Here is a 24,754-nt window from a genome sequence, read left to right as displayed (position 1 = left end):
AAAGGCTCCCGCATGTCCGGGGAGCCTTTATGCATGATTTAATTTAGTCTAAAAGATCAGCGAGTTGTTGATCCGTTATGCATTGTTGATACTGATATCCGTTGGCGTAAATAGTGGTACAGGGATCATCGTAAACAGCTTTGACTGAAACAAAGAATTTTGCGGGAATTTCCTTGCCGTTTTTAAGGATCACGCCTTCTATGGGGGCCTGGATTTTAATTGCATTTAAGACTTCATCATTTACTTTGGCGATAGTGGTTTGGCAGTCTGAGCTTTTATTCTGACTACGTTTTGATTCCTCTTCGTGGGCTTTTACATCTTTTTCATTCTCTGTTGGGAGGGTTGTTTTTCCGCAAGGCGGCAGTAGTTTGCTATCCAGAGGGTTAATAACTACAAACTCGTCGGTTTTGGCGTTAACACCTTCAGCGATGACAACGGTTTTTTTGAGTAGCGATAAAATGGGTTGGTCTGTCTTTCCGCAAGAAGTTAAAAAAAGACTTGTCATTAAGCAGATTGCAGTGGTTAGTTTCATCATGGATTTTATCCTGTGTTGGTTTTAGGGGTTGGTTAGGGCTCATATTAATAAACAAAACTCAGTCGTATAAATAGCTGTCGCTCCGGTATGTAAGGGCTTAATTGTGGGCCGCTCGCATCGAAAGCGCTTTGGTACGCAAAATGTCTGTTAAATATGTTTTTAGCTTCGAATGTAATGGTACCCAAACGCTTTGGAAAGCGATAACCAATCGCTGTGTCAAATAACCAAAAATTTTGACTTGAACCGATAATCGAAACGCCTGATATGGGAGTGGTTGATGGGGCGATTTCTGCGACTCTTTGATCGACAAATGTAGCCGATAGCTTAGAAAATAATCCGATTTTATGGAATAGGTTAATCGATAACGGAATTTGATGAGTGCTTACACCCACTGGATTGGTTGAGTCTGCTGAGCTATTAAAAAGTGACCTTTTGCTTTTGTCGAATCGGTATTCACTTTTGAATGTGATCCAATCGTTTGGTGCCCAGTAGGCATAGGCTAAGTGAGATAATTCGTTGCGGCTGAATGCTGCACGGTATTCAGGCGCTGTTAAATCAATCAGTTCTTGATGGCTCTCTCTCCAGCTGACTTCCCCGCCGGCAAAGACCTCTTTGGTAAGTTTAAAATCAATTCCGGATGAGTATTGCCAAGCCGATGCACCATTGTTAGCATCGTAAAATTGATTAAATCCGGCAACTTGAGTGGGTTCTATGGTTTGGTTATTTGTAAGTGGTCTGTTGATTGTTCGAAATGCCGCTGCTCTTAGAGTGACGCTATTGGTTGCGTCCCATACGATGCCGAACTTCGGGTCTAATTGATATTTTTTGGAGGTTGGTTCTTCATAACTATCGTAACTCAGCCCGAAAGTTGCGTTTATGTTGTTTGGCAGCCTGTATTTAAAATAACTGTAAATATTGAAATACTCTGTGGAGAAACTGCTGGACGTTGAGTTTAAAAATACGATATTGAAAGGTGATCTTATTCTTTTTGCCAATTGGCTGTATACACTGTTATTGTCGGCGTTTATATAGCTGGCTCCTGTTGTTATATTTAAACGTTCGCCGCCAAAATTGTGCTGTAATTCTGTTTGATAGCTTTTTGTGTCTACTATTAAATCATCTAATTCATCGAAGTTTCTGGTCAATGGAAGTCGATTGTTAATGGTTGTTTCTCTAGTAGTATAAAAAGATGAAAATAGTACATCTTGCTGGCTATTTATTCGGTAATGGCTACCAATTCTTGCGGTATCTTGAGCGATGACATTTCTAAGATTGGTTGAGTGTGATCCGTTTAAACGGTAAGGGACATCACCAGTCTCAATGTCTTCGGTTTTTAATTCGAATTGCAAACTAAAATCTGGGGTGAAAGCATATTGAGCGAAAGCATTATAAACATCTTGATGATAGTCGTCGTTAATGCGTATTCCGTCCGTTTGGTAATGGAACTGGCCTAGGCTAAGCGATAATTTATCGTATAAACCAGAGATAATCGTGTTATCTGTCAGCGTGTTACGACTACCGTAGGCACCATTGGCAACTAAATGAGCGCCATTTCGGGTGTACAGGCTGTCATATTCATTCGCGGACAGAGTGCCCGGACCGGTATTATTTAAGATACCGATATTTTCCGCCGTAAGTTGCGGCTGTACCGGGGTGATATTAATTGGTTGTAGTAGTTGAGCTTGTAGTAACTCACTGGCCCTCGCAATTCGATATCGAGGTTGGCCGATATATGCGTCCGACAGAAAGCGGTGGGCCGAAGGATCGGTGGCATCGTGACCCAAGGACTTCCAGGCTTCCTTCAACGCGACTCGGCCGAAGCCCAGGTCGTTATAAATACGTGCCAAGTTGGCGGTGCGGGCGGCGGCGTCTTCGTCCAGCAGCAGTTTTGACCGGTACACGCCACGGTTTTCGTTCAGTTCTATGGCCTGTTGCATGTCTCGCATTGCTTCGACTGGGCGATTGGAGGCTTGCTTGAGCAATGCATCGTAGAAATACGGTGTTGGATCTTTAGGGTCGTGTTGTTTTGCCAGGTCGAATTGGTCGCCGGCCAACGCGGGGCGCTTTTCTTCGTAATAGGCTTTGCCCAGATAGCTGCGTAACAGGGAATTATTTGGGTCGAGAATAGCGGCGATTTCCAGGTCGCGGCGGCCGGCTTCCAGGTCGCCGCTGCGGATTTTTGTTAGACCTAAGCCCAAGCGCGGTAAAGGCGCGGTAGAGTCTAATTGGACGGCGGATTCGAAATGCCGCATGGCTTGGGCAGTATCTACTCGGAATAAATGCGAAAAGCCCTGTACGGTTTGCGTTCTTTCCAGATTGGCGTCGAGCATGAAGGCTTTAGTCGCCGATTGTGCGCTTTCTTCGCGCAAGCCCAGCGCCAATTGCAGCTCGGACAGCCGCGCCCAAGTCATCGCATCGTCAGGTGCCAACTGGCTGGCACGCTGCGCCGCTGCCAAGGCTTTTTCCAGTTCGAAGCCGGCTTGTTGGTTGTAGGATAGTGCTGAGTAAGCGGTCGCCGATTGCGGATTTGCCGTCACTGCACGCTCGGCCAGATTCAGCGCGTCTGTTTTGCGATTTTGGGTCAACGCCAGAATGCTCTCCAGCGCTAAAGCTTCTGCATCATTTGGGTTGCCGGAGCGTAGGGCTTGAATGTCTTGCATCGCCAGCTGGCTTTGCCCGGCTGTCAGCCTGATTGCTGCACGGATTTTCAAAAACTCCGGCGACTGTTCAACTGGTGGCGTCCGCTCTAAACTGCTTAGCGCCAAATCGATCCGGCCTTGCCGATAATTCTGAATCGCGGCACGCAGAGCCGGGGTTATCGGGGCGTCCGGCTCCGCATAGGCTGATAGCGGCGGGTAATACAAAGCCCAATTCACTGCATCGGCGGGCTTAAGATCGATTTGCGCGCGCGGAGCCTGGCCCAACAAGGTCTGACCCGCTTCGCCGGCTTTCAGGTGAATGTCGCCGTAGGTATTGAAAAAGCGCACGGCACCTTCGTAGACCCACAATTCGGCGCTGGCATCATCGGCGCGTAGTGCAAATTCGGTGCCTTCCGGGCCGGCGTTGGCGATGGGTGTGGTGATTTGTAACTGCTTGGGTGTGCGGCTGATGAAATGCACAAAGCCCTTCAGTAAATCGACTAAAGTGGGCTGGCTGGGGGCGATGCCGTTTAAGGTCAAGACGGTGCCTTCGGCCAAACGCAGCGTGATGCCGTTCGGAAGTAACAAAGATGCGCGGCTGTACGTTTCGACTTTAACCCTGCTGCCTTCGCAAAGAGTTTGCTCCAATTGTGCCGGCTGCCATTGTCCTTGCGCGCCGGCGTCGTAATATAAACTGCCTTGCAGCGAAACCAGTTTGGCGGCTTTTTCCACGCTACAGCTTGTCGCGGTCGCATCGGTTTCCGCCAAACACATTGGCGCAAATAAAACCATGAAGCAAATCACAAGGCAGCGCATTTTATCTCCGAAAGATGTTTTTTTTCGGATGATAAAGTCTGAAACCCTAACTGATCAAGGTAATAATTAACTTTGCTCGGGATTTTCTTATTTTTGTCAATTGGCCCAAGGTGCAGTTGCGATCATGCGCTGCCGATAATCGCTACAGGCAGCTCACCATGCGGCCGGTGGGGTGGTTTCGATGCGTAGCGTTTTTTCGTCGACGCTGATGTAACCGCCTTTGGTTAGTTCTTTCATCACTTTGTTAATCATTTCCCGAGATGAACCCACCATGGTCGCCAGCTCTTGCTGAGTCGGGCGGTTATGAATCACGTAGACGTCGCCTTCCTTTTCCGCCATGTCTTGCAGTACCTTAATGGTACGTTCGTACACATTCGACAAGGCCATTTGTTTGACTTTCTCGGTCAGAAATCTGACTTTTTCAGCCAATACTTTAAGTAAGGCAATCGCCGCATCGGGGTGTAGTTTCAACCAGTGGATGAAATCGGTTTTGGCGATGACCGCGCACACGGTTTTTTCCTGGGCTTCCACCGCGGCGGAACGCGGTTCGTCGCTAAGCAAGGCCAGTTCGCCGAAATAAGAGCCGGCCTCCTGAATCAATAAGGTGACCTCCTTGTCTTTGTCGTTACTGCCAAACACCCGCACCTTGCCGGACAAAATAATGTACAGCGAACTGGTCTGGTCGCCCTCGGCGATGATCATGGCCTTTTTCGGAAATTTAATGACCTTGGCCCTGGATGCCAAAGCTTCCAAAGCCTCCTCGGGCAGATCGGCGAGAAAGGGGATGTGGTTCAGACTGGCGATGACTTCTGCTTGCATGATGAGGCTATAACCGCTTGGTTTAGTAGAGTGCCGCTTTTGATAACGGTCTGGTTTGTAGTTGACGCCTAGCATACTAATTTTGCGTCATGATAGTGAAGTATTTCACAGATTGTCAGCCAATTAAATCACAGACATACCCCTTTTACGGCGGCAGCGGAAATAGCGCTCGGCGCATTGGCGAACTTCAACTTTGCAAAACCCATCCCGCCAAGCGCCTGCCGTTTATACCCAGCTTTTGCCGGTACGCAGCAAGACCTCGAATGCTGATGCCGGTAATGGCTTGCTGAAGTAATAGCCCTGTATCTCGTCACAGTGGTGTTCGCGCAGAAACTGGCAGTGTTGTTCGGTTTCCACGCCTTCGGCGATCACCTTGAACGCCAGGTTGTGCGCCAGTGCAATCACCGCCAATACAATAGTGGCATCTTCCGGATCGGTGAGCATGTCGCGCACGAAGGATTGATCAATTTTCAGGGTATCTACGCGAAATCGTTTCAAGTAGCTGAGGCTGGAATAGCCGGTACCGAAATCGTCTATGGACAGCTTCACCCCGGCGGTCCGGAGCTGACTAAAAGTGGCGATGACCTTCTCGACATCCTGAGCGATCAAACTCTCGGTCAGTTCCAGTTCGAGTTGAGAGGCCGGTAGACCGGTGTCTTCGAGCGTATTCATCACCCAACTGATCACATCCTGCTGTAGAAACTGGCGTGCGGATATGTTCACCGCCACACAGACCGGCGGCAAACCGGCGTCTGTCCAGGCTTTTGCCTGAGCGCAAGCTGCGCGCAGCACCCAATCGCCAATGGGCACGATAAGCCCGGAGTCCTCGGCGATTGGAATGAACTGGGCGGGAGATACCGCACCCATTTCGGGATGTTGCCAGCGCAATAAGGCTTCGCAGCCGGAAATTTGGCCGTTTTTCAAGTTGACCTTGGGTTGGTAGGCCAACTGAAACTGTCCCAATGCCAACGCTTCCCGCAAGCGCGTCTCTATATTGACACGGCGTAGGGTTTCCTCGCTCATCTCGCGGGTGAAGAATTGACAGGTGTTGCGGCCTAGGTCCTTGGCGCGGTACATCGCCACGTCAGCGTTGTCGATCAGCGCCTCGGCGGTTTCGCCGTCCTGCGGGAATACGCTGACGCCAATGCTCACGGACAAATGGATATTACGCCCCTGAACCAGGAGCGGACAATCAAGATGCCGGACCACTTTTTGGGCGAGGAAATAGGCATCGCTATCTTTATTTAAATCAGTCAGCAAAATTAGAAATTCGTCACCACCCAGGCGAGACACGGTATCACCGTCCCTGACCAGGCTGCCTAGCCGTTCGGCGGCGACCTTTAACACCGCGTCGCCGAATGGATGGCCGTAGCCGTCGTTAACTATCTTGAAGCGATCCAGATCCAGATAGAGCAGTGCCAGCTGATTGCCGGCGCGGCGCGCGTGGGCGATGGCTTGGGCAATGCGGTCCTGGATCAGGTCGCGGTTGGGCAGGCCGGTGAGGCCGTCGTAGGTGGCCAGATAGCGAATCTGTAGCTCGGCCTGTTTGCGCGCGGTGATGTCCTGAATGGCACCTATCATCCGCACGCCGCGTCCCGTGTCGTCACAGAGCAATTGGCCGCGATCAAACAAGTCGGCATAGCTGCCGTCCTTGCGCCGAAAACGGTATTCCTCGGACCATGTGTTCTCGCTGCCGGCTACGGTGGCTTGAAGGTGTGCAACCACGCGGTCGCGGTCGTCGGGGTGGATGCGGCGGGCCCAGAAGTCGAATGAAGGCAAAATTTCGTCAGTGGTGTAGCCGAACACAATTTGAAAGTTCTCGCTCCACCAGATGTTGTTGCTGGTGAAGTCCCAGTCCCACACGACATCGCCGGTCGCACGGGTGGCGGCGTGGAAGCGGGCTAAGCTTTCCCGCAACGCGGCATCCGCGCGTTGTCGTTCCGAGATGTCGTTTAGAAACAGCGTGCGGACTTCCAAACCGTTGCGTGTAAAAGCCGCCACTCGCAATTCCGCGTCGAACACGCCTTGGGTGCCGACAAATTGAAACGCGCCGGAATCGGTGGTGCTGAGAATCTCGGCCCAATCAGCGTGGCCGTCGGGCGCAAGCACAGCATCGGTGATGGCCTTACCCAGAATGAATTCACGCGCCAGGCCAAACAAACGTTCTGCGGCGGCGTTCCATTCTATAACGGTCAATTGGTGATCCAGGCTAAAGATTGCGGTGTGAGTGGAGTCGAAAATTGCGCCTTTTAAGGCCAGAGAAGCGGCTTGCTGTTCCTTGGCTTCCAGCAGTTGTTTAACGGCCACGGCCATGTGGTCGAGGGCTTCCCCCAGAATTTGGGTTTCCCGGAACTCGTTCGTGGCGAAAGTGGCGGCCGCCGGGGGTTCCAGTTCGGTATGACCGATGCCGGCGACCCGGCGCTCCAGCGCCGCCAGCGGTTTGCCGAAGCGCCGGGCCATGCGCATTGAGACCAGCACCAGTCCTGCGGTAATTGCCACGCCCATACCGCCCACCTGATACAACTGGCGACGCAGCATGTCTTCGATAAACGATACTTTTCGCGAAGTAATGACCAACCAAGACATGCCGCCTTTCAGCGGCATGCGGCGGGCGGCAACCCAGCGTTGCTCGCCTTCCAATAGCATGCGGTCTAGGAATAATTCGCCGGTGAAATTCAGCAAAGGGCTCAAATCGGCAGGCAAGGGCAACGGCGCTCGGCCTACTTGCAACTGATCGCCGATTAGGCGGGGAGCGGCTCCCAACTCCAGGACCTGAAACCGGGAGTGATATTCCGTACCTATGGCGCTTAGAAAGCTATTCAATGCCGGGATGTCGAAGTCAGCATCCAGAACGCCGATCAAACGTCCGCCCGCATCTTTCAGCACTTTGCCGTAGCTGAAGCCCCACAAAGGCTCGTTGCCTGTAAATGGCGCCGCCCAGCGGTAAGCCGGAACCCAGGTGTCGCCGCTCGGGCTGCGCAAAGCGGCTGCGTAGAACGCATCGCTGCGGGGATCGTAGTGTTGGTTAAACAGCTGTTGATGGAGCACGAATCCCTGCTCGGTCAATATGAACTTTCGCGCAGGCGGGCCTTCCGTGCGGTCACCCGGAAATAGCCAAAGTAAAATCTCGCCATTTGCAGTTCGTTCCAACGCGCCGTATTCGCCTGAAGCTGCCAAGGAAATGCCCAGATAACTTAATTCCGGGCGTTGTTCGAATGCCGCCAGCGAATATTCCAGTGTCGATTGTAAAGTGGCGCCCGTTACCTCCGGGGCTATCGCGGCACGTTCAGCGGATTCGGCTGTCATCTCCGCCGCGCGAATCAAAATCTGCAGGCGCTCGGTCGCGCGGTCCAGGGTTTCTTTCACCTCCCGCCGGGTGGTTTCTTCGGTGCTGGCGACGCTTTGCCAAGTCATGCCTATTAACAGCGCCAGACCAAGCAACATCACCAAACCCACGATATTGGAAATTAAAACTCGGGTAAATGAAGGAGCAACTGTTTCGGATAACGTTGTCTGTTTCGCGGGTGAAGGCGCGTTATTCATGGTTGTTTGGTCAATGGCTATCGCTGTGAAGTGATCTTGTTAGCGCATCTTGGGCAGTACGCTGCAAAGCTGGAATCGTGTCGAGTTCGGGCAATTGCGTAAGCGGCAGCTCCCGATCAGTTTGGTTCTCGAAAATCGCCAAATTCTATAAATGCCGTCATTTGTATCAAAGACATTGTCATGCAAATCGGCCCAATTTATCGCTGCTGCCCCGTTTGGGCTGCATTCGTCGAAGCCTGAAACGGTTTAAGCCTTCGATAGAGCCTTTACCCCAAAGGCATTTAGGCCAGCGGTATTTTAGGGCCGCGATAATAATTGTAGATGCTGAAGACGATCTTTAAATTTAGCCGGTAAAAAAGTTTCGCAAATTACGCATCCAGCCAAGCTCCGCTTTTAGCGTAGCCGCCATAGCGGCACGAATCCTTGTCGAATGAAAAACTACCGCCATTCGCAGTGGAATTTTTCACAGCTTTCCAGGGTGGCGAACACCTAAAGTATCAATACCCGCTCAAGTTCACAAACCGGTAGATGGGGATGTGGTTCGGTAAGCAATGCTGCCGGTATCGCAGTCGTTGGGCCAGCTATGAGCCGGCCTCATCACTTTTTTAAGGAGAAAGACAATGTCTCAAAAATCCAAATTAGATCAAGCTCTGAAGGTGTTGCAACCTGAGGAAATCAGCCAAGTTTCCGGCGGTTTAGTCGATGTCGGCACTGATTTAAGTCAGTTTCCCCGTAAATTCTGGCCGGTCATCAATCCAGGGTCGTTCGTGATTAAAGCCAATGCTGGCTTGGTTGTGCGCTAAATCACTTCCCTGAAGTCATCTTTTATTTTTTGGAGAGCTGTCATGTCAAACAAAACCACTCGAATTTCTGCCGATGAATTATCCGCCTTTGCCGCGCAAGGTATAGAACGCGCTTTGCAAGCCCGCGAGGCTGCCGGCGTGGAATTGAATCAGGCGCAACTGGATCAAGTTAGCGGCGGCGCCTCGTTAAGCTTGGTGCTGAATAAAGGCATTATCGCCGGCGGCCCCTGGTTCGATCAGTTTAGAGGATTAAATAATGTGATTACCAATCAGGGTGCCGGCGGTTTGGCCGGTGGCTTAGCGGGCGGCCTGCAAGGAGCAACCCAGCTGGGTTGATAAGGCCATGACCTCGGAGAACCCAGTGTTATGTCCCAGCGCGCAGCCGGAATGGGAAGGTGCCCAGGTCATCGGGGTGATGACTGGCACTGCGGATCAGCCGGAAATGGCTTATCTGCAAGCCCCGCAACCGGTGACCGAGCAATTGCTCGAATTGGCGGGCCCGGTCAGTCCGGCGGAAGTGTTCCGCTTTTCCGCGCCGTGCGCCTGCACCGGTTGCGGTCACTACGCGGAAGCGGAGTCCAAATGCCGGCTGGCTGAAAAAGTCGTGCGTTTTACGCCGACGGTCACCGAGCAATTGCCGGTGTGCGCGATTCGTGCCGACTGTCGTTGGTGGCTACAGGAAGGCCGCTCGGCGTGTTTTAGATGTCCGCAAGTGGTGACCAATAACCTCAAGCCGACCGAAGACATGCGGCGGGCAGCCGACTACGGCGTTCTCTGAGGGTTTTGGTCGCAATGTCAAAAAGGGTGAGAAGGAAACGGCGCTATGAAACATGAGTTATTTCGACAACAAGCCTTGGACTTTAAAAAAGACAAGCCCTTAGGGGAGGTTATTCACGTGGAATCCTTGTCGTTTGCCTTTCTCACCGCTTTAGCCGTCAGCAGCGCTTTGCTGCTGGTCGCCTTTGCCTTTTGGGGCGAGTACACCCGCAAATCGCATGTGAATGGTTATTTGTCGCCGAGCATGGGATTAATCAAAGTGTATGCGCCGCAGGCCGGCACCTTGATCGAAAAACACGTGCGTGAGGGGCAAGCCGTGAAAGCCGGCGATACGTTGTTCGTGTTATCCACCGAAAGTAGTTCACGGGAAACCCCGCAAGCTCAGGCCGCGGCGATTGAACAACTGAAACAACGCCGGGAAAGTCTGGAGACCGAACTGGTGAAGCAAGAGCAAATCGATCAGATTCAATACCGTTCGGTGTTGGATAGACTGCATGGCATGCAACGCGAATTGCAACAAGTCAATAATGAAATAGACACCCAGCAACAGCGTTTGGCCGGTGCCGCGGCAACTTCGCAACGCTATCAGCAGTTGCTAAGCACAAAATTCGTTTCGGCCGTGCAAGCCCAACAAAAACAAGATGAATGGTTGGATCACCAAGCCAAGCTGCAAGCCCTGCAACGGGTACAGATGACCTTACAACGCGACATCCGCTCCGCGCAGTTGGAAGCGGACAGTAGCCAAATGAAATTTAAAAACCAGCGCGCGGCCATCGAACGCAATATTTCGAGTTTGGCGCAAAACATCACCGAATCCGAATCGCGCCGCAATATTGTAATCACCGCGCCGCACGACGGCACCGTCACCACCATCCTGGCGGAGCAGGGACAAAATGCCACGACCGCCAATCCCTTGCTGTCCATCCTGCCGCAAGGTGCCAAATTGCAAGCCCAGTTATTGGTACCGTCCAGCGCGGTGGGCTTTGTCGAGCAGGGGCAGACCGTGTCGGTGCGTTATCAAGCCTTTCCCTATCAACGCTTCGGTAGTCATCAAGGCCGTATCGTCGAAATCGCCAAAACCTTGATTACCCCCAAGGAAGCCGATTTGCCGGTGGCTTTGCAAGAGCCGGTGTACCGGGTCACTGTCGAGATCGATAAACAAGCGGTGCAAGCCTATCGCCAGGATATTCCGCTGCAATCCGGCATGCTGCTGGATGCGGATATTTGGTTGGATCATCGCCGCCTGATCGAATGGGTGTTCGATCCTCTTTACAGCATTCTAGGACGGGTTTAATCATGACTATGCAACATATCCTCGACTTTTCCGGCCGCAGGAAGACCCCGCTGATCCTGCAAACCGAAGCAGCCGAATGCGGTCTGGCTTGCCTGGCGATGGTGGCCAATTTTCATGGGCACCGGGTGGATCTGGCCAGTTTAAGACAAAAGTTTTCCCTGTCTTTGAAAGGCTCGACCTTGAATCATCTGATCCAGATCGCCAACCAATTGCATCTGGGTTCGCGGCCGGTACGGGTGGATTTGAACGAACTGAGCAGACTAAGCCTGCCGGCTATTTTGCATTGGGATTTCAATCATTTCGTAGTTTTGACCCAGGTCAAACGCGGCGTGGCGACGATACACGATCCGGCCAAAGGTACCGTGCATTTGCCCTATACCGAGGTCTCCAAACATTTCACCGGTATTGCTTTGGAGTTGCAGCCCACCCAAGCTTTTACCGCCAAAACCGAACGTCAACAAATCAAACTTTCCCGCCTCATCGGCCGATTGAACGGTGCCTCCAGCGCTACCTTGCAAATCATTTTATTGGCGGCAGCCATCGAAGTGTTTGCAATCGTAGCGCCTTTTTTTATGCAACTGGTGGTGGATAACGCGGTGGTGGCCCGGGATACCAATTTATTGACGGTATTGGGATTGGGATTTCTATTGCTGGCCTTGATTCAGATAGGCATTACCGCGCTGCGTTCGTGGGTGGTGCTGGTACTCAGTACGTCGGTGAATTTGCAGATGATGAGCAATCTGTTCGGACACTTATTGCAGCTGCCGATGAATTTCTTCGAGAAGCGGCATCTGGGCGACATCGTCTCGCGCTTCGAATCCTTAAACGTGATTCAACGCACCCTGACCACCAGCTTTCTGGAAGCGATTATTGACGGCGTGATGGCGTTGGTGACACTGGGTATGATGCTGGTGTACAGCTGGAAGCTTGCGGCTATCGTCAGCTTGGCCGCGCTGCTTTACGGAGTATTGCGCTTGTTGTCGTTCGCCCCATTACGCGCAGCCAGCGAAGAGCAAATCCTGCGCGCCGCCAAGCAGCAAACCAATCTGCTGGAAACTGTGCGTGGCATGCAAAGCGTGAAGTTATTTAATCGCCAGTTGCAACGCCGGCACGGGTATCAAAATTTGATGGTCGATCATTTCAACGCCGGCATCCGCGTGCAAAAGCTCAATATCATTTACCGCGCCCTGAACAGCTTGTTGTTTGGGGTGGAAAACATCGCGGTGATCTGGCTAGGCGCCTTGTTTATTCTGGACGGCGGCTTTTCGGTGGGGATGCTGTTTGCGTTTATGTCCTTTAAAGACCAGTTCACTCATCGGGTGGGCAGCTTCATCGAAAAAGGCATCGAATTCAAAATGCTGGGCTTACACACCGAACGGGTCGCCGATATTGCGTTGGCGGAAGCCGAAGATGAGCATGTTAGTGGTGCCCGTCACGAGCAACTGGCGGCATCGATCCAAATCCGCAATCTGGATTTCAGTTATGCGCCGTCCGAGCCGCCGGTGCTGAAGAACCTGAATCTGGATTTTGCCGAAGGCGAGTCGGTGGCGATCATTGGTCCGTCCGGTTACGGCAAAACCACGCTGGCCAAATTAATCTTGGGTTTATTGCAGCCCAGTGCCGGCGAAATCCTGATCGGCGGTGTGCGCCTAAACCGCATCGACAGCCACGATTACCGCAATATGGTGGCGGCGGTGATGCAGGAAGATCAATTGTTTGCCGGCTCGATTGCCGACAACATCTGTTTTTTTGACCCGGAGCCGGATCAAGCCTGGATCGAAACCTGCGCGCAACTGGCGGCGGTGCATCAGGATGTGATGACCATGCCGATGGCTTACAACACACTGATCGGTGATATGGGCACGGTGTTGTCCGGCGGCCAAAAACAACGGGTGCTGCTGGCCCGCGCTTTATACAAACGCCCAAAAATTCTGGTGTTGGACGAAGCCACCAGCCACTTGGATGTGGCCCGCGAAAAACTGGTGAACGGTGCGGTGCAGCAACTGAAATTGACCCGCATCATCATCGCCCATCGCCCGGAGACTATCGCCTCGGTGGATAGGGTGATTGACTTACAAGCCATAGCGGCAGATGCGCTTGCCGGCCCGTGTTATGCGTCGCAGGCGGCTTAGATGTTGCTGCGCAGTAAATGCTCTATGTTGCCGGATTCGTTATAAAATCGTCGAAAATTTTTAAACATTTTACGACTGGATTTTATGAATAACGCCATTGAAACACACGCATCCAACGATATTTTTTCCGAAGCCTTTTTGCTGGGTAATTTAGGCGCACCGTTTATTTTGGGAATGGCGATTGGCTATTTCGCCAAAAAAATGCTGCGCACGGCCTTGTTTGTCGGTGGGGCGATTGTGTCGATATTGTTCGTTGCCGAATATTACGATCTTATCAACATCAACAATATGGCGTTGGAAAATGCGGCTAGCTCAGCCGCAGAGGCTGCCAAGGAATCCGGCAGTTTCTTGCTGGATCGGCTGGCGGTGTTTACCAGCCGGGGTGTTAGCGGTGCAGGCGGTTTTTTTGTGGGATTTAAACTCGGGTAAACCGGTTTTTGCTTACCCGGCTAAGGGTTGATCATGTGGCTCAGTCAGCAGCGTGTTTTGCCTAGCTACATAGTGCCCACTTTTTTGCGTGGGCACTATGTGTCGTGAATATCACTTCAGACTATTTGCGATTAACAGGGCAGATTTATAAGATTCCAGCCGTTAATTTCGGCCAGGAAAAATACCTTGTGTGGCTACACAGTAAGTGATACCCAAAGCAGGTGAACGGTTATCAAAAGGCAGGCTTTGTCCCGCAGGCTGAACGGAAGTGGTTGGCCTACCCGTAAATTTTATGATGTTTGCCTTTAGGGAAGCGTTGGGGGCATCGCTTGAATAGATATTATCTCTCGATGTCGAGGCCGCCAATACATTGCCGGAGGGCGTACTCTTATTGCCGGCTGTACTTACTGCGTCAATCGTAGCGGAAACGTTATCTAAAAAAGTTTGCGCACCATGGGAGTGTAAAGGCATTTGGCTTGGTTGTAGGGTTACAAAGTCTATGCCGATTTCTTGGCCAATCGATATTGGCGATAGCCCCGGACCTTGTCCGACCCCGATTGGCGAACGGCCGCGCAGATCCGGTAGCATAAATGTTGTTTGTCCATCACCGCCATACTGCGTACCCAACAGCGAAAACAAGGCTGTGTTTTGCGCAATGCTCAGCGTCTGTCCGGCGGCCTCCAGATAACCGCGCGGGCAAAAGTTAAAGCTAAATGTGCAAATCTCGCCGAGAAAGGGGTCGGAACCGCAAGCCGAGGCTGATACTGGTAAGCCGGTGATAGCGATCATGGCGAGTTTCAAGAGTGGTTTATTGAATGCTTTTGACATGTTGAGTACCTTTAAATTGAGTTGAAATTAATTGAAAGCGTAGTGACGGCGTTTGCTGGTAAGGACTGAGATCAAGCCGATAGCCAGCAACCACAGGGTTTCCGGCTCCGGTACCGTGTTGTTGGTTTGCTTGGTGACCGACTCGACTGTAATCAGGCTGGACGCATTTATCGAAAATCTGCCGGAGTCCGCACCGCCGAATATGAATAGATCGGGGTTGCTATCGCCAAAGCTGATTAAGTCGCCAGGGTTTAATAGAAACGACAGCAGCAGAGTGCCGACGTCGGATACCAGGCCGCCTTTACCGGTAGCGATATTGGTATTCGGATTACTGGGTATGAATTTTTCGTTACCGCGAACGGGATCCGAAATAATTTTAGAAAACGCCAGTTCCTTGCCATCGGCTTTGTAAAAGCCAATTATGGACTGTGCGAATTCGCCGTCATTGTTCAGCGGCGGTGTGTCGGTGGCTTCGACTTGATGGCTGTATTGGAATTGCAAGTTCACCACAAAACTATCCACGGCAGACTTGTTCTCAATCGAAAAGGTATAGTCGCCGAACAGCGGGCTGATGCTTGAGGGCTCGGCGCCGCCAGTGCCGCTAGCGTTTAAATTGATACCAAAACCGTCGCCGATCTGGCTTAAGGTGCCTGACAAGGGGTCAGGACCAGTGACCGTGGAATCCACCAGCGTGGTGGTGGAAGTAGAGCCGGCGATAATGCTGGTCAGCGAGCCTGTCTGGATGGCGTTTATGGGATCGGCTGGGGAACCGAGGCTATCAAACTCGGCCGAACCGCGAATTACAATATTGCTGTCAAAAGCTGCGGCCGACACCCATCCGGAATGGGCGCCGAGCAGCAATGTGATAGCCAATGCGACATTGCGAGTCCGGCAACCGTGGTTTGTAGGTAGCTTCTTAAAATCGCTACCGATGCTCTTTTTAAATTTAATTGATTCCATCTTGATACCTCTATATTTGATTAGATTTGGCGGTAATATATTTATATTAATGACTTGTTCCGTGCAAAATGCAGGCATCTAGTAAGTATTTAAATGCAGTGGATTAAAATAATTTCTCATGCTGCTAAATTGCCATATAAATTGAATTAAATTACTTCTGTTTTATTCAAAAAATTGTATTACGGGAATTAATAGCCAATTCTTATGCCAGTTATTAGTTTTGTGCGGGAAAATAATTTATCTTTATGTTTTTAAAGATATTTTATGGCTGTGCTTGGTAGGAGGAGTCAGCATGCATAATTGGTGTGGAAGCGTTTTGGCACGATATGTCGCATGAAGTACGAAATATCGTTTTTATTTCGAGGTGGGGTTTGATTTATTGCTTAGCTCGATAGAGCGGGTAATTGAAAGTAGGCTTTTTAGCTTAGAAATACCCATTACTAAATAAGCAGAGGAAGGCTTTGTCAAACTGATGTGAAACTGCAAAAGCCCCGATTAGCCAAGCGAACAGCTTCGACAAACAAGTAAACAAAGCATCTACATGGGAAGCACCCAAATGCGCGGATACCACCATTGACGGCGTGACTGGCGAACCGGCAATCGCCGGACGAGGAGTAATGAAAGTGCGGGATTTTCTAAGTTAGGGATAGCGGAGGCTGCGGTTCGCCGATTTCATGGATCAGCACGGTCTGGCCGACTGCCAAGCTGCCGGGTTTATCGTGCAAGGCGTTTTGCCCAAAATAGACTTTGTTTTGCCATTTGCGCAGACGATTCAGCGTCGTCAACGGCTCTTTGCCGGTTGCGGCGGTGAGCGGGTCTATGGTGGGCACCGAGCAGCGCGAGCAGGGTTTGGGCAATCTAAAACCAATATCGTTGATGCTAAGCCGTCGCCAAGTGTCTTCGGCGTAGCTGTCGCAATCGCTGACGACCAGATTTGGCCGAAAGCGAATCATGTCAATTGCCAACGGCATGGCTTGGTTGAGAGCGTTTAAGGAATTTTCCGACACAATCAAAAACGGAAAGCCGTCGGAAAACGACGTTTGATCGCTTTCTAAAGCATAGTTAGGATCGACCTGACGAATATCGTCATCACTTTGGTAGACCAGCCGGCACTCGGTTTGTAAAAAATCGCTCAGCCAGGCATCGGCAACAGCGCCACAGGTTTTGGCGACACAAACGTCGTGCCAGACTACCACTTCAATGTCGTCGCCGTCTTCCGATTGCAAAGGCAGTGTTAGGTCCGCTTGATTGGGCGCCGACAAAATTAACTGTTGATCTGCAATGCGGGTTTGAATCAAGGCCATTTTGGGTAAGCGGCGCTGGCTGAGGAACTGTCTATCGCCGTCTATCAGCATCCATTTTCGGTCGTACAGCAAGCCTTTGTGGTCGACCGGCCAGTGTTCTACGCGAATGCCGGCCAGCGATTTGACCGGGTATATATAAATTTCACTGAGTATTGGCATATTGTTTTGCGCTTAGCTGAATAGCAGATCGGTTTGGGTGTGCAGTAAATGCTCTGCCAAATGTTTTTCAATGTTGTCGAACTTGATGCCGTAACGGCCGTTTTCCCGGTCGCAATGGACAACAAGTGCGGGTATATCGAAACGCTTGCCGTCGGCGAACAATAAATACAGGAATATCCGCTGATTCTTGCCGAGTTTTTTTTCGCTGAATATCGCCGCGCCGCGGCTACTCACATCCCGTAACACGACCGGAAACAGGCGTGGAAACCAGATACTTTTGACTTTGACGGCAGCACGGATGTCGTTGCGTCGATAACGAACCGCACTGCGTTTGTTAGACCATGAGCTATCAATCGTGACCTCTTGATCGAGAAAATCTAAAGAGAAATCTGGCTCAGACATGGCAAGCGCGGCAAATGTAAAGGTGGCTAAGTATTGATGTTAAACCGTTAAAATTCAATAGAGCGTGACGATTATTGACCAAGCCCAGCCAAAGCGAATCCGTTAAAATAGGGCTTTTATATCGTTCCGAACCGGATTATGAAAAAAATAGCGATTGTTTCATTTTGTTATTGTTGGCTCGCCGCGTTGCCTATCAGCAGCGCTATTGCCGCGCCTGCCAAGAAAGCCGCACCCGCCAAACCGCAGATCAGCAAACCCGCCGAGCCTGCCAAGCAGATAGTCAAAATCGGCTATTTTAGTCAGGAAAGAGCCGCCCCGGCTGCCTTATCCAATCTTGATCCGTTTATCCAGAACAAAGGCCAGATCGGCGCCGAATTGGCGATTGCCGATAACAATACCACCGGGCAATTTACCGGCCAGCACTACGAGTTAAAGCAGGTTGTAGTGCCGGTGGGCGGCGATTTGCAGCAGGCCTTCAATCAATTAGGCGAGGATGTTGGTTTGGTGGTGTTGAACGTGCAGCCAGACCAATTAAACAAGCTCGCCGATTTGCCGGCGGCGAAAAACAAATTGCTGTTCGATGCTTCTACCAGCGACGACGAGTTGCGCAACACGGATTGCCGGCATCAGGTTTTGCACCTCTTACCCAGCCGAGCCATGCGTGCCGATGCGCTGGCGCAATATATGTTAAAGAAGCGCTGGCAAAACTGGTTTTTGGTGATAGGTCCCACGCCGGAAGACAAGTTATACGCAGCGGCCATTAAACGCGCGGCCAAGAAGTTTGGTATCAAACTGGTCGCGGAAAAAGCCTGGACCAACGATTACGACGCCCGCCGTAGCGCGCAATCCGACGTGCCGGTGTTCACGCAAGTGGACGATTACGACGTGTTGGTTGTGGCCGACGAACAAGGCTTGTTCGGCGAATATCTGGATTACCGGACCTGGAAACCGCGTCCCGTGATCGGCACGCAGGGTTTGGTTGCCACTGCCTGGCACAGAACCCACGAACAATGGGGCGCGGTGCAATTGCAAAATCGCTTCAAGGACACCGCCGGCCGCTGGATGGAAGAACAAGATTACGCGGCTTATCTGGCGGTGCGGGCGATAGGCGAGGCCAGCGTCCGTAGCAAGTCCAATCAAACCCAAGCCATCAAGGATTATATCTTCTCCGAAGCGTTTGCGTTGCAGGGTTACAAAGGCGTGCCCCTGTCGTTCCGCCCTTGGGACGGTCAATTGCGGCAACCGGTATTATTGGCCGCACCGCGTTCTTTGGTTAGCGTAGCGCCGGTCGAAGGATTTTTGCATCCGAAGACCGAGCTGGATACCTTGGGTCACGACCAGCCGGAAACGGCTTGTAAATAAGCCGGTGTTGAACCAAATTTCAGAGGGTAGGGCATGAGCGATAAACGGCGCATGGAGATTAGCCAGTCGGCGATCACGGGTGTTCTGGGCGTGGAAGAAGCGCGGCCGCAAAAAAAAGGGCCGGCGCATAAACCGTTCAAAATACAAAGCCGCTATCAACCGGCTGGCGACCAGCCCACCGCCATCGCGGCGCTGGTGGAAGGCATCAACGACGGTGAATTGCATCAAACCTTGCTGGGCGTGACCGGCTCCGGCAAGACCTTTACCGTCGCCAACGTAATCCAGCAAACCCAGCGGCCGGCGATGATCATGGCGCCCAACAAAACCTTGGCGGCCCAGCTGTACGGCGAAATGAAGGAGTTTTTTCCGGAAAACAGCGTCGAGTATTTTGTCTCTTATTACGACTACTACCAGCCCGAGGCTTACATTCCTGCCTCCGATACCTTCATCGACAAGGACGCCTCGCTGAACGAACACATCGAACAAATGCGGCTGTCGGCTACCAAAGCTTTGCTCGAACGGCGCGATACCATCGTGGTGGCTACGGTTTCGGCAATTTACGGCTTGGGGGAACCCGAATCTTATTTCCAGATGGTCTTGCATTTGGTGCGCGGCGATATGATCAAGCAACGCGACATACTGCGGCGCTTGGCGGAAATGCAATATACCCGCAACGACACCGAACTGCGCCGCGCTACATATCGGGTGCGCGGCGAGGTGATCGACGTATTTCCGGCCGAATCGGAAGAACAAGCCCTGCGTATCGAGTTGTTTGACGACGAGATCGAAAGGTTGTCGATGTTCGACCCACTAACCGGTGAAGTCACGCAGCGTCTGGCTCGCTTTACGCTTTATCCAAAAAGCCATTACGTCACGCCGCGCGACCAATTACTCAGCGCGGTCGAAAAGATCAAAATCGAATTGGCCGAGCGTCTGGAGCAATTGCGCGATAATCACAAATTGGTGGAAGCGCAACGGCTGGAGCAGCGCACGCTGTTCGACATCGAAATGATCATGGAAGTGGGCTACTGCTCCGGCATCGAGAACTATTCCCGGCATTTGTCCAATCGCGCAGACGGTGAATCGCCGCCGACCATGTTCGATTATTTACCCAAGGATGCCTTGGTGATCATCGACGAAAGCCATGTCACGGTACCGCAGATTGGCGCGATGTATAAAGGCGACCGCTCGCGCAAGGAAACCTTGGTGGAATATGGCTTTAGATTACCTTCAGCCCTGGATAACCGGCCATTGCGCTTCGAAGAGTTCGAACAAATCTGCGGCCAGCGTATCTATGTTTCCGCCACGCCCAGTACTTACGAGAAAGAACATTCCGGCGCGGTGGTGGAGCAGGTAGTGCGCCCGACCGGCTTAGTCGATCCCATCGTCGAAGTGCGCCCGGCGACTAGCCAAGTCGATGATCTGTTATCGGAAATCACCAAACGCACCGCCGTGCAGGAGCGGGTGCTGGTCACCACCCTGACCAAACGCATGTCGGAAGATTTGACCGATTACCTGATGGAACACGGCGTCAAGGTGCGTTATCTGCATTCGGACATCGAAACGGTGGAGCGGGTGGAGATTATCCGCGACTTACGGCTAGGCGTGTTCGACGTGCTAGTCGGGATCAACTTGCTACGGGAGGGTTTAGATATACCGGAAGTCTCGCTAGTAGCGATTTTGGATGCGGATAAGGAAGGTTTCCTGCGTTCGCTGACCTCGTTAATCCAAACCATAGGCCGTGCCGCGCGCAATGCCAATGGCAAGGTAATCCTTTACGGGGACAAGATTACTCGTTCGATGCAACTGGCTATCGACGAAACCGAGCGCCGCCGCGATAAGCAGGAAGCGTTCAATAAAGAGCACCATATCCAGCCTAAAACCATATTCAAATCGGTTACCGATATTTTGGAGTTATCGATACCCGGTTCCGGCGGTTCCATTTCCAACGCCAGAGCGAAAGTCGCCGAACCGGCCGGCAATTACAAGGCTATGACGCCCAAACAAGCCGCCAAGGCCTTGAAGCAACTGGAAGAAAAAATGTATCAGCACGCCAAAAACCTGGAATTTGAAGATGCGGCGCGGATCAGGGATCAGATTAAATTGCTGCAAGCCGAGATGGTGGTTTAAGAGGCTTAGGTTTGTAATTAACGTTTTGGCTAACTATATTTAGTGAATTTTGTCGAGGTTCCCAGCTTGCAAAGCTTGGTCGGCAGAAGCTAAACAACGATAGCGAATTCATGAAACAGACGCCGAGAAACAGATGATACCCGCCAAAAACATACTGAACGAAAATGTTCGCGTGCTGAAAAGCGAGGTATCTAAAACCACTTATCAAGGTGTGGGTATTGCGATTGCCAGCATTCTCAGTGCATTGTTGGCCTTGAGTTATTACTACGTCGGCGAAATCTCTTTAAATGGCGTCATCAAAGCACAAACCGAAAATTACGGTCTGTGGATGCTTGAAGCACTGCCGTTTATTTTCGGATTTTGGGGCCAATATTCCAGCTCAGTCATCGCTTATCAAGCTGGGGCGATGATTTTGGACCAGACCCAGGAACTGCGCTCTCGCGCCGAATCATTAGAAAAACAAGTCAGTTATTCCACCACCCACGATTCGGTAACGGACCTACCTAACCGGGTATTGTTCTACGACCGGGTGGAGCAAGCGATGTTAGCCGCCGGCAATCAAAACAAAATGCTGTCTATCTTGTTGGTGGAAGTCGCCAATTTTAAGGAAGTTTACGACACACTGGGTCGTAACAGCAGCGACTTGATTTTGAAACAGATAGCCACGCGCCTGCAAAGCGTGGTGTTGGGTACTGATAGTGTCGCCCGTATCGACGGCAATATTTTCAGCGTGTTGTTGTCGGCGGTGGATAACGAAACTGCTGGCCTGACATTGGCCAAAAATATCCAGGCGGCCCTGGATCCGGCCTTTAAAGTCGAGCGTCTGAGTCTGGTAATCCACAGTAATATCGGCATCGTAAATTTTCCCGAGCATGGCGACGATGTGGATACTTTAGTGCAAAAAGCCGGCGTGGCATTATTCGTAGCCGGCCAATCGCACGAAGGCTACACCACTTACGCGCCGTCTCACGACGATCACAGCCCGCGCCGTTTAACGCTGATGAGCGAGCTGCGCCAGGCTATCGAAAAAGAGCAATTACATGTTTATTACCAACCCAAGGTGTCGGTGCAAACCGGGCAAGTTTACGGTGCGGAAGCCTTAGTACGTTGGCAACACCCTAAGCATGGCTTTATCGCGCCGGATGAATTTATACCCATGGCCGAAAGAACCCGGGTGATCAAGCATTTGACTGCCTGGATGCTGAAACAATCGTTCAAGCACTGCGCGGAATGGCGCAAGCGCGGTTGGGAACTGATTATCTCCGTCAATCTGTCCGCCAAGGATTTACACGATCCTGAGCTGCCGGATGTGATGGCCGGTGTGGCGGCGGCAGCCAATATCAAACCCGGCTGGATGATGCTGGAGATTACCGAGAGCTCCATCATGACCGATCCGGAGCGGGCCATGGAAGTGATTCAGCGCCTGAATGAAATGGGCTACAAATTGTCTATCGACGACTTTGGTACGGGTTATTCGTCACTGGCTTACTTAAAACGCATGCCGTTAACGGAATTAAAAATCGATAAATCCTTTGTTGTCGATTTGTTGCACAGCGAAAACGATGCAGTCATCGTTAAAGCCACCATCAACTTGGCGCACAACTTAGGATTGCAGGTGACTGCCGAAGGTGTGGAAACTCAGGAAATCATCGAAAAACTCAGCACTTACCGGTGCGACTTGGCGCAGGGTTACTTGTTCAGCAAGCCGATGCCGTTCGAGGCTTTTGGTGCGTGGGTGGAAGCCCATCGTTAAAGCAAAATTATGCAGATTCAGGAGCAGCAGTAATGTCCACAGCCTGGGCGGGTGGTACCGATGCCATTCTGGAAAGAATGGACAAGATGACCGAGCTGTTCGTCGCCGAGACACGTAAAGCTATCTATACGGGCGAATCGGCCAGCCATTGCCAGGAATGTGGGGAGCCGATTCCGGAAGCACGGCGTCAGGCGATTGCCTGCCAGTATTGTTTACCTTGTCAAACCGAGCTGGAAAAAAGCTGACGCAGCACTGTTTTATTGGGCGCGTTTAAACGGCAGGTATTTCGCCGCGTCTTGTTTGTAATGCCCAATCGCCTGTTTTTCCCGGGCTACAAATTGCGCCACGGCCTTGGCAAAACCGGCATCCTTTAACCAATGCGTGGAGTAGGTAGTGACCGGCTCGAAGCCGCGGGAGATTTTGTGCTCGCCTTGCGCGCCGGAATCAAAACGCGCCAAGCCGTGTTCTATACAGTAGTCCAAGCCCTGGTAATAGCAGGCTTCGAAATGCAGGGCGTTGTATTCCGCATCGCATCCCCAATATCGGCCGTACAAGGTATCCGCGCCGATAAAACTCAAGGCCGCGCCGACGTACACATCGTCTTTCATTGCCAGAACCAGCAATAATTGCTCAGGCATGGTTCGCGCAATTTGTTTGAAAAACGCTAGATTGAGATAAGGTTCGGAACTGCGTTTTAAGTAGGTCAGTGCGTAAAAGCGGAAAAATACCTGCCATTGGATCTCGGTAACCTCCGTCCCTGGAACACGCAATAGCTCAATACCTTGCTCCGCTACCCGGCGTCGTTCACGCTTAATCATCTTGCGTTTATCGGCGCTTAGGGTTTGTAAAAAATCTGAAAATGTCAGGTAGTTTCGATTAAACCACTGAAACTGCACGCCCTCGCGGACGCTTAAACCTAAAGATTTCAGCAGTTCAAGCTGGGAAGGGTTGGGAAATAAACAATGCCAGGAAGAAATGCCGTGTCGTTCGGCGAGTTGTTGGATAAAACTGAATAACAAAGCGCAGATTGCCGTTTGGTCTGCATCCGCTGCGAATAGCAGTCGCTGTCCCTGGCAAGGGGTAAACGGGATCGCGCTGATTAATTTCGGGTAATAGGCCAAGCCATGCTGCTGGTAAGCTTGAGCCCATTGCTGATCGAACACATACTCGCCCCAGGAATGGGTTTTCAAATACAGCGGCAATGCCGCCAACAATTTCTGATTGTCGAAAACCAATAAATGTGCGGCTTCCCAGCCGGTCTGCGGGCAAACGGCGGCGCTTTGTTCCAGTGCGGATAAAAACTCATGGCTTAGAAATGGGTAATCCGGTCCGCACAGCCGATTCCAATCCGCAGCGTCGATTTGCGCCATGCTGGCGATTTGTTTTACTTCCATTTTTAATCTTAGTAGAGTTAAAGCCCCCAACATACCATCAAATCATCGCCCATGACGACAGAGAAGCCGTTTTCTCAAGCTTGCGAGAACAACAAGGAACCGATTTTACAGATTCTCAAAACGGTTTTTGACCAACCGATGACAGTGTGGGAAATCGGCAGCGGCACCGGCCAACATGCCTGCCATTTTGCCGGGAACCTGCCGCATCTGACCTGGCAGCCTACCGATAGGCCGGAGAATCTGCCGGGGATCCATTTATGGCGGAACGAGGCGCAACTGGCGAATCTACTGCCGCCGCTAAGCTTGGATGTGGGGGATTTGCAGTGGCCGTGCGCGCAAATCGATGCGGTATTTACCGCGAATACTTTGCACATCATGAGCAGCGATGAAGTGAGGCTCTTATTCGCGCGGTTGGCGATCTATTTGGGTGCCGAAGCGACGATGTGTATCTACGGCCCGTTTAATTATGCCGGTGCATATACCAGCGAAAGCAACGCCCGTTTCGACCTATGGCTGAAAGAACGGGACGTGCGCAGCGGTATCAAGGATTTCGAGGCGATCATGGCCTTGGCCGAACACATCGGTTTGACCTTACAGGCCGACCACGCCATGCCGGCCAATAACCGGCTATTGGTGTTGCGGAAGCGGGCATAAGGACCACAGTCTGACCCTTGG

General features: G+C 51.6%; 21 protein-coding genes and 1 pseudogene. 12 read left to right on the top strand and 10 right to left on the bottom strand.

Annotated features, from left to right (window positions below; genetic code table 11):
- Positions 1-43 precede the first annotated feature (43 nt).
- Both ACR02O_RS15690 and ACR02O_RS15685 read right to left on the bottom strand, forming a co-directional pair.
- The gene (locus tag ACR02O_RS15690; protein ID WP_458137652.1) at positions 44-535 is read right to left on the bottom strand and encodes a hypothetical protein; all 492 of its coding nucleotides are present in this window, start codon (positions 533-535) and stop codon (positions 44-46) included.
- 44 nt (positions 536-579) lie between these two features.
- Positions 580-3,411, bottom strand: coding sequence for a TonB-dependent receptor domain-containing protein (locus ACR02O_RS15685; RefSeq protein WP_494523471.1), 2,832 nt, complete (start codon positions 3,409-3,411; stop codon positions 580-582).
- Positions 3,412-3,435: 24 nt separating this feature from the next.
- Between ACR02O_RS15685 and ACR02O_RS15680 the strand changes: the two genes are divergently transcribed.
- Positions 3,436-3,570 (top strand): hypothetical protein, encoded by a 135-nt coding sequence (locus tag ACR02O_RS15680; protein WP_458139248.1) that lies wholly within the window; start codon positions 3,436-3,438, stop codon positions 3,568-3,570.
- Between the two features lie 6 nt (positions 3,571-3,576).
- On the opposite strand, the pseudogene ACR02O_RS15675 reads toward ACR02O_RS15680, so the two are convergent.
- From ACR02O_RS15675 to ACR02O_RS15665, 3 genes and pseudogenes are all read right to left on the bottom strand, one after another.
- Positions 3,577-3,948: pseudogene (locus ACR02O_RS15675) on the bottom strand (FecR domain-containing protein); the annotation flags it as partial.
- Between the two features lie 195 nt (positions 3,949-4,143).
- Positions 4,144-4,809 (bottom strand): Crp/Fnr family transcriptional regulator, encoded by a 666-nt coding sequence (locus ACR02O_RS15670; protein ID WP_033158819.1) that lies wholly within the window; start codon positions 4,807-4,809, stop codon positions 4,144-4,146.
- A 225-nt stretch (positions 4,810-5,034) separates the two neighbouring features.
- Complete coding sequence (locus tag ACR02O_RS15665; RefSeq protein ID WP_494521980.1) at positions 5,035-8,352, bottom strand: bifunctional diguanylate cyclase/phosphodiesterase; 3,318 nt, start codon at positions 8,350-8,352, stop codon at positions 5,035-5,037.
- Positions 8,353-8,972: 620 nt separating this feature from the next.
- On the opposite strand from ACR02O_RS15665, the gene ACR02O_RS15660 reads away from it, so the two are divergent.
- The 6 genes from ACR02O_RS15660 (at position 8,973) to ACR02O_RS15635 (ending at position 13,787) form a co-directional block, all read left to right on the top strand.
- Positions 8,973-9,155: a hypothetical protein gene (locus ACR02O_RS15660; RefSeq protein WP_033158792.1), complete on the top strand. Its 183-nt coding sequence runs from the start codon at positions 8,973-8,975 to the stop codon at positions 9,153-9,155.
- A gap of 42 nt (positions 9,156-9,197) precedes the next feature.
- Positions 9,198-9,491, top strand: a complete 294-nt coding sequence (locus ACR02O_RS15655) for a hypothetical protein (RefSeq protein WP_033158791.1) — start codon at positions 9,198-9,200, stop codon at positions 9,489-9,491.
- Between the two features lie 7 nt (positions 9,492-9,498).
- Positions 9,499-9,933 (top strand): hypothetical protein, encoded by a 435-nt coding sequence (locus ACR02O_RS15650; RefSeq protein ID WP_033158790.1) that lies wholly within the window; start codon positions 9,499-9,501, stop codon positions 9,931-9,933.
- A gap of 45 nt (positions 9,934-9,978) precedes the next feature.
- Positions 9,979-11,226, top strand: coding sequence for an HlyD family secretion protein (locus tag ACR02O_RS15645; protein ID WP_033158789.1), 1,248 nt, complete (start codon positions 9,979-9,981; stop codon positions 11,224-11,226).
- A gap of 2 nt (positions 11,227-11,228) precedes the next feature.
- Positions 11,229-13,358: a peptidase domain-containing ABC transporter gene (locus tag ACR02O_RS15640; protein WP_225892856.1), complete on the top strand. Its 2,130-nt coding sequence runs from the start codon at positions 11,229-11,231 to the stop codon at positions 13,356-13,358.
- Positions 13,359-13,442: 84 nt separating this feature from the next.
- Positions 13,443-13,787, top strand: a complete 345-nt coding sequence (locus ACR02O_RS15635) for an FUN14 domain-containing protein (protein ID WP_033158788.1) — start codon at positions 13,443-13,445, stop codon at positions 13,785-13,787.
- 162 nt (positions 13,788-13,949) lie between these two features.
- Here ACR02O_RS15635 and ACR02O_RS15630 read toward each other — a convergent pair whose 3' ends face one another.
- From ACR02O_RS15630 to ACR02O_RS15615, 4 genes are all read right to left on the bottom strand, one after another.
- On the bottom strand, positions 13,950-14,615 hold the full coding sequence (locus tag ACR02O_RS15630; RefSeq protein ID WP_205454198.1) for a phage tail protein: 666 nt from the start codon (positions 14,613-14,615) through the stop codon (positions 13,950-13,952).
- Between the two features lie 27 nt (positions 14,616-14,642).
- Positions 14,643-15,575 (bottom strand): PEP-CTERM sorting domain-containing protein, encoded by a 933-nt coding sequence (locus tag ACR02O_RS15625; RefSeq protein ID WP_494521979.1) that lies wholly within the window; start codon positions 15,573-15,575, stop codon positions 14,643-14,645.
- A 635-nt stretch (positions 15,576-16,210) separates the two neighbouring features.
- Positions 16,211-17,038 (bottom strand): MOSC domain-containing protein, encoded by an 828-nt coding sequence (locus ACR02O_RS15620; RefSeq protein WP_494521978.1) that lies wholly within the window; start codon positions 17,036-17,038, stop codon positions 16,211-16,213.
- 12 nt (positions 17,039-17,050) lie between these two features.
- Entirely contained in the window at positions 17,051-17,440 is a 390-nt protein-coding gene (locus ACR02O_RS15615) for a PilZ domain-containing protein (RefSeq protein WP_101053327.1), read from the bottom strand.
- Positions 17,441-17,578: 138 nt separating this feature from the next.
- On the opposite strand from ACR02O_RS15615, the gene ACR02O_RS15610 reads away from it, so the two are divergent.
- The 4 genes from ACR02O_RS15610 to ACR02O_RS15595 all read left to right on the top strand — a co-directional run bounded on the left by ACR02O_RS15610 (position 17,579) and on the right by ACR02O_RS15595 (position 22,930).
- Positions 17,579-18,802 (top strand): ABC transporter substrate-binding protein, encoded by a 1,224-nt coding sequence (locus tag ACR02O_RS15610; RefSeq protein WP_458137648.1) that lies wholly within the window; start codon positions 17,579-17,581, stop codon positions 18,800-18,802.
- Between the two features lie 33 nt (positions 18,803-18,835).
- Positions 18,836-20,932, top strand: a complete 2,097-nt coding sequence (uvrB, locus tag ACR02O_RS15605; protein WP_458137647.1) for an excinuclease ABC subunit UvrB — start codon at positions 18,836-18,838, stop codon at positions 20,930-20,932.
- Positions 20,933-21,065: 133 nt separating this feature from the next.
- Positions 21,066-22,685: a putative bifunctional diguanylate cyclase/phosphodiesterase gene (locus ACR02O_RS15600; protein ID WP_458137646.1), complete on the top strand. Its 1,620-nt coding sequence runs from the start codon at positions 21,066-21,068 to the stop codon at positions 22,683-22,685.
- A 32-nt stretch (positions 22,686-22,717) separates the two neighbouring features.
- Positions 22,718-22,930, top strand: coding sequence for a TraR/DksA C4-type zinc finger protein (locus tag ACR02O_RS15595; RefSeq protein WP_033158783.1), 213 nt, complete (start codon positions 22,718-22,720; stop codon positions 22,928-22,930).
- 12 nt (positions 22,931-22,942) lie between these two features.
- Here ACR02O_RS15595 and ACR02O_RS15590 read toward each other — a convergent pair whose 3' ends face one another.
- Positions 22,943-24,079, bottom strand: a complete 1,137-nt coding sequence (locus ACR02O_RS15590; RefSeq protein ID WP_494521977.1) for a GNAT family N-acetyltransferase — start codon at positions 24,077-24,079, stop codon at positions 22,943-22,945.
- 51 nt (positions 24,080-24,130) lie between these two features.
- Between ACR02O_RS15590 and ACR02O_RS15585 the strand changes: the two genes are divergently transcribed.
- Entirely contained in the window at positions 24,131-24,733 is a 603-nt protein-coding gene (locus ACR02O_RS15585; protein WP_494521976.1) for a DUF938 domain-containing protein, read from the top strand.
- The last annotated feature ends 21 nt before the right edge of the window (positions 24,734-24,754 follow it).

The sequence above is a fragment of the Methylomonas sp. PHL2-19 genome (assembly GCF_059331595.1).
The sequence above is the reverse complement of the archived record's forward strand: the minus strand, read 5'-3'. Positions and strand labels throughout refer to the sequence as shown.